Annotated in this window: 4 protein-coding genes; 2 read left to right on the top strand and 2 right to left on the bottom strand. The window is 68.2% G+C overall.

Translation table 11 applies throughout. The features are described from left to right. Together AC3XYG_RS34620 and AC3XYG_RS34615 are read right to left on the bottom strand one after the other, a co-directional pair. Positions 1–457, bottom strand: a 457-nt coding sequence (locus tag AC3XYG_RS34620) for a zf-HC2 domain-containing protein (protein ID WP_489144437.1), incomplete at its 3' end; no start/stop codon positions are given. Beyond that, on the bottom strand, positions 450–1112 hold the full coding sequence (locus AC3XYG_RS34615) for a sigma-70 family RNA polymerase sigma factor (protein ID WP_489144436.1): 663 nt from the start codon (positions 1110–1112) through the stop codon (positions 450–452). The genes AC3XYG_RS34615 and AC3XYG_RS34620, both read right to left, overlap by 8 nt. Before the next feature lie 156 nt (positions 1113–1268). Here AC3XYG_RS34615 and AC3XYG_RS34610 point away from each other — a divergent pair, with 156 nt between their 5' ends. Further along, the gene (locus tag AC3XYG_RS34610; RefSeq protein ID WP_489144435.1) at positions 1269–1805 is read left to right on the top strand and encodes an invasion associated locus B family protein; all 537 of its coding nucleotides are present in this window, start codon (positions 1269–1271) and stop codon (positions 1803–1805) included. 104 nt (positions 1806–1909) lie between these two features. Beyond that, on the top strand, positions 1910–2929 hold a 1020-nt coding region (rlmN, locus tag AC3XYG_RS34605), incomplete at its 3' end, for a dual-specificity RNA methyltransferase RlmN (protein WP_489144434.1).

Here is a 2929-nt window from a genome sequence, read left to right as displayed (position 1 = left end):
CGACGCCGCCGCGCACCCGCAGCAGGCTGACGCGGCGGTCGCCGGCACCCACGGGGAACACCGCCTCAGACACGCCCGGCAGCAGGCGGCGCCAGGTGACGGCTTCGAAGCGCGGGCCGACATAATCGCGCAGCGGCAGCGGAATCTGCGGCACGCCGATGCTCGGGGCCGCGGCTGCAGACACTTCGGCGACGGGTGCCGCATCGAGCCGGGCCAGCACCGCTGCGAAGGCGCCTGCGTCGATCTCGGCGCCGGGCAGGGTGTCCAGCAGGGCGCCGCCCATGGCCTCGATGCGCGCGACCTCGCCCCGGCAGGCGGGGCAGTAGACAAGGTGGGTCGCCACCGCCAGCGCGTCGGCCTCGCCCATCGCGCCGCTGGCATAATCCAGCAGCAGGGCATCCGACGGATGGTGCCGGGGATGCTCCGGCACGGCGGTCATGGCGTTGGCGTCATGCATCGCCGGCCTCCGTCAGGCTGTGGCGCAACCGCTCCAGCGCCAGCCGGATGCGCGACTTCACCGTGCCCAGCGGCAGGTTGCGCACCGCGGCGATCTCGCTGTGCGCCTTGTCCTCATAGAAGGCGAGGGCCAGCAGGTCGCGCTGGTTCTCCGGCAAGGCGGCGATCGCGGTGCGCAGCCGGGCTTCGGTCTGGTTCGCCGCGACCCGCTGGTCGGCGGGCATCTCCTGTGCCGGCGCAAGCATCGGATCATCCGGGTCGATCTGTGGCCGCTTCTCGCGCCGTGCCAGGTCGATGCGCTTGTTGCGGGCGATGGTGAAGATCCAGGTCGCGGCGCCGGCCTGGGCCGGATCGTAGGTCTCCGCCCGCCGCCACACCGTGACCATCGCTTCCTGCATCAGCTCCTCCGCCGTCCCGCCATCGCAGCCGAGCCGGGCGATGTAGGCCTTCACCCGGGGCGCGAACAGCTCGAACAGGGTCTGGAACGCGGCCCGGTCGCGGGCACGCCCGACCGCGAGGATCAGGGCCTCGGGCGACAGGGGGGCAGGGGGGGCCGGCTCGATGCGCATGGCGCCATTGAAGGCGACCCGCCGCGCGATCACAAGGGCCGACAGCACCAGCGCCGGGGCAAGCTCGGGGGAAAGGGATGGGCGCACGCCGGTTTCCTGATCGTTCCGTCTAGGCCCGTATACGACGAGATGCTATCCCCGGATGAGTTCGGGTGGTTCCCGTGGCGGATAAATCCATGTATGTCGTGGGATCCGCCTCGGGCCGCGTCGTCCAGCCTTGCAACCCCGAAGTAGAGTGGCGCTATGGTGAGAACTCGTCGCAACCTTTTCCTCGGGGCCGTGATCGGCCTTGCCGTCGCGGCCGGTGGCATCCTGTTGCCGCAGGCGGCATCGGCACAGGACGTGCAGCACATCTCGAGCAGCCGGGACTGGCATGCCTTCCAGTTCACCGAAAACGGCAGCAAGGCCTGCTACATCGCGACCAAGCCGACCAAGGCCGAACCCGCCAATGTCCGTCACGGCGACGTGTTCGTGCTGGTGACCAATCGCCCGGCCGAGAAGCAGAAGAACGTCGTCAGCCTGCAGGTCGGCTATACCCTGAAGCAGGGCGTCGACGTCGTGGCGACGATCGGCGGCAAGAATTTCCCGCTGTTCACCGACGGCAACACCGCTTGGTCGCGCGACGCCGCGGCGGACGAGGCGTTCGTCAACGCGATGAAGGGCGGCTCGACCCTCACGGTCAAGGCGACCTCGTCGCGCGGCACCGGCACCAACTACGTCTTCTCGCTCGCCGGTATCTCGGCGGCGCTGGGTGAGATCAACAAAGCCTGCGGCGTCTGACCGCACTTCCCGTTACACTGCTGCGGCCCCTTCCGGTCGGGAGGGGCCGTCGCCATTTGAAGGCCCATTCAAGACTGGGCCGACTGGGTCCTCCGGAGGTCCCGATGGGTATCGAAACACACGCATCTCTGTTCGCACCGCCGCCGCCCCGCGCCGATGGCCGGGTCAACCTGATGGGGCTCGACCGCGCCGAACTGACCGAGACACTGGCAGGCCTGGGTGAACCGGCCTTCCGGGCACGGCAACTCTACAGCTGGATCTACAAGCACGGCGCCACCGATTTCCAGGCGATGAGCGAGCTGGCCAAGAGTTTGCGAGTCAAGCTGACGGAGGGCTTCGTGCTCGACCGGCCGGCCCTGGTGCGCCAGCAGAACTCCTTCGACGGCACCCGCAAGTGGCTGGCCCGGATGGATGACGGGCAGGAGATCGAATCGGTCCACATCCCGGAGGAGGATCGCGGCACGCTCTGCGTCTCCTCCCAGGTCGGCTGCACCCTGACCTGCAAGTTCTGCCACACCGGCACCCAGCGCCTGGTGCGCAACCTCGAGGCGTCGGAGATCGTCGGCCAGGTCATGCTGGGCCGCGACATCCTGGAGGATTGGGGCCGCGAGGGCGAAGACCGCCAGCTCACCAACATCGTGATGATGGGCATGGGCGAGCCGCTGTACAATTTCGAGAATGTGAAGCGGGCGCTGAAGCTGGTGATGGATCCGGAGGGCATCTCGGTGTCCCGGCGCCGCATCACCCTGTCCACCGCCGGCGTCGTGCCGCTGATGAAGCGCTGCGGCGAGGAGCTCGGCGTCAATCTCGCCGTGTCGCTGCACGCCGTGACCGACGAGCTGCGCGACCAGATCGTGCCGATCAACAAGAAGTACCCGGTCAAGGAGCTGCTGGACGCCTGCCGCGAATATCCCGGCCTCAACAACGCCCGCCGCATCACCTTCGAATACGTGATGCTGAAGGATGTGAACGACACGCCGGCCGATGCGCGCCAGCTGGTCCGCATCCTCAAGGGCATCCCGGCGAAGATGAACCTGATCCCGTTCAACCCGTGGCCGGGCGCGCCGTTCGAATGCTCGACCAAGGAGGCGATCGACCGCTTCGCCGACATCCTGATGGAGCAT

The organism is Inquilinus sp., from assembly GCF_057815775.1.
The sequence above is the reverse complement of the archived record's forward strand: the minus strand, read 5'-3'. Positions and strand labels throughout refer to the sequence as shown.

Bases quoted from the DNA above. Each gene is read 5' to 3' on its own strand.
- AC3XYG_RS34610 (WP_489144435.1), top strand. From the start codon at position 1,269: ATGGTGAGAACTCGTCGCAACCTTTTCCTCGGGGCCGTGATCGGCCTT.